Here is a 1880-nt window from a genome sequence, read left to right as displayed (position 1 = left end):
TGATCCGACGATCACTGCAATCGCCGACCGCCTGTCGGGCCGCAAGGAACAGCGCGGGCTGGCCACCGACAAGACCCCGCGAGCCCCTTTGTCGAAGCCACCGGCGTCGGTGATATCCGGCACCTGAAACAGTCCGACCTGGCTCGGTTCTGCGAGGTCATGGCACAGCTTCCGCCGACCTATCGCAAGAGCGCCAAGGAAAAGGCCATGCCGCTCGAAGACATTATCGCCACAGCCGTTGCACGCAGTGCCGAATGCAGCCTTGCGCCGGACACGGTGAACCGCAATCTCGGTTTCGTGGGACAGCTGCTCAATCAGGCCCGCTCGGAGGGCATTGAGATCGATGCGCGGCCCGATATCAGCGATCTTCGTGAGAAGGATGCCGAGGATGCTCAGGAGAAGGTCAAATCCTTCACCCGCGATGATGCCCGAAAAATCTTCGAGGGCACGGCCTGGCGGGGATGCGCGAACGAATTGCAGCGAAGTGTCCCGGGTCAACTGATGCTGTGTGAAAGGACTTTACTGATTCCGTTGATCGCCGCCTATATCGGTGCCCGGCGTGAGGAAATTCCCGGTCTCGACTGCACTGATCTGATTGAGGAGGATGGAATCTGGGCCTTCCACCTCCAGACGAACGAGTTGCGTCGGTTGAAGAACAAGCAGTCGCGCCGCAAGGTCCCGATCCACGAGCATCTGATAGAACTTGGCCTTTTGGCGCATCGCGATCGCGTCGGCGGCGGCCAACTCTTCACGGAACTGAAGCACAGGTCAGCGCGCGGGGTCACGGTGATGCGATCGCTTACCGTCTCGCATCTGCACGGATTCGGTCCGGGCACCTAGGCCGTCATGGCTTTTTGGGTATCGGCGTGAAGCCCGTCGCGATCGACATCACCGAGATTGATTTCATGCGCGACGAGAAAGGTGCCGTCCATGGCGTGACGAACTATGGCAAGGAGGATCTCAAGGCTCTTCCAGAACACCGCCGCCGCGCTTTTTGCAAAGCGTAGTGAGACACCGAAAGGCAACTTGCGTGGCGCGGCGAAAGCGATGACCGAAGCCCAGCCGGAAGAGCTGGCCAGCACCAAACGCAAGGGCAAGCCCTAACATGTGAAGCAGTGATGAACGCGGGGCCTAGCGAAAGGCAAACAACTCCTCGTCGGGGTCACGTTTGTCCGAGAGCCGCGCCGCGATGATCTGGGCGGCGATCATGGAAAACGTGATGCCATTGCCGCCAAAGCCCATAACGGCATGGGCGCAGCTGAAGCCCGGAACCCTGTCGATGATCGGCAGGCCGTCGCTGGTATTGCCGAAGGGTGCTGCCCAGACATAGGCGGGCGAACCGATCTCGATTCCGCAAAGATTGCGCAATTTCAGCGCGATGCGCCGGGCTTTAGCATGCAGCCGCGCCGGGTCGCGATAGGCTTCTGGGTCGTCCATGTCTTCGCCGCCCGCGATGATCCGGCCATCACGTGCGCTGCGGAAATACAGGTAGGGCTCCGATGCCTCCCAAACCAGCGAGCGGTCCAGCCAGTCGGGCCGCGCGATGCGGGGGCGACTGGCCAGCGCCCAGGTCGAGGTGATGCGATGCGCACGGCTTTCCATCACCGGCAGGAATTCGTAGCCGGTGCAAAAGACCACCTGCTCTGCGGTCAGCACCCCGCCCTCGCGGGTGGCAAGGGCGGCGCTGTCGCCGGTTTCAGCCAGATCGGTAATTTCCACGGGCGAGGCGATCTCGGCCCCGCGCGCCTGCGCCACACTTAACAGGCCAGCGGTCAATTGCCCCGGATTCGCCGAGGCCGAGGCACCGGACAGGATCGCAGCGCTGCGGTCGATGCCGAAGCGCTGCATGAGTTCCGCTTGGTCTAGATAGTCGCACGCAA

3 protein-coding genes are annotated in these 1880 nt (G+C 62.0%); 2 read left to right on the top strand and 1 reads right to left on the bottom strand.

The genetic code is table 11. From position 1 onward, the window contains the following. The first annotated feature begins 159 nt into the window (after positions 1 to 159). Together GL300_RS25985 and GL300_RS25980 are read left to right on the top strand one after the other, a co-directional pair. Positions 160 to 840 (top strand): site-specific integrase, encoded by a 681-nt coding sequence (locus GL300_RS25985; protein WP_155042570.1) that lies wholly within the window; start codon positions 160 to 162, stop codon positions 838 to 840. A gap of 105 nt (positions 841 to 945) precedes the next feature. Next, positions 946 to 1104 carry a DUF3008 family protein gene (locus GL300_RS25980; protein ID WP_155042569.1) on the top strand — a complete coding sequence of 53 codons (159 nt, stop codon included), beginning with the start codon at positions 946 to 948 and terminating at the stop codon, positions 1102 to 1104. Positions 1105 to 1131: 27 nt separating this feature from the next. Here GL300_RS25980 and GL300_RS25975 read toward each other — a convergent pair. Then, positions 1132 to 1880 (bottom strand): NAD(P)/FAD-dependent oxidoreductase (locus GL300_RS25975; RefSeq protein ID WP_155042568.1); only part of this gene is annotated, 749 nt, incomplete at its 5' end.

This window comes from Paracoccus litorisediminis (genome assembly GCF_009711205.1).
Classification (GTDB): Bacteria; Pseudomonadota; Alphaproteobacteria; order Rhodobacterales; family Rhodobacteraceae; genus Paracoccus; species Paracoccus litorisediminis.
The sequence above is the reverse complement of the archived record's forward strand: the minus strand, read 5'-3'. Positions and strand labels throughout refer to the sequence as shown.

Coding starts and splice junctions, on each gene's coding strand:
- GL300_RS25980 (WP_155042569.1), top strand. CDS start 946: ATGGCAAGGAGGATCTCAAGGCTCTTCCAGAACACCGCCGCCGCGCTT.
- GL300_RS25985 (WP_155042570.1), top strand. CDS start 160: ATGGCACAGCTTCCGCCGACCTATCGCAAGAGCGCCAAGGAAAAGGCC.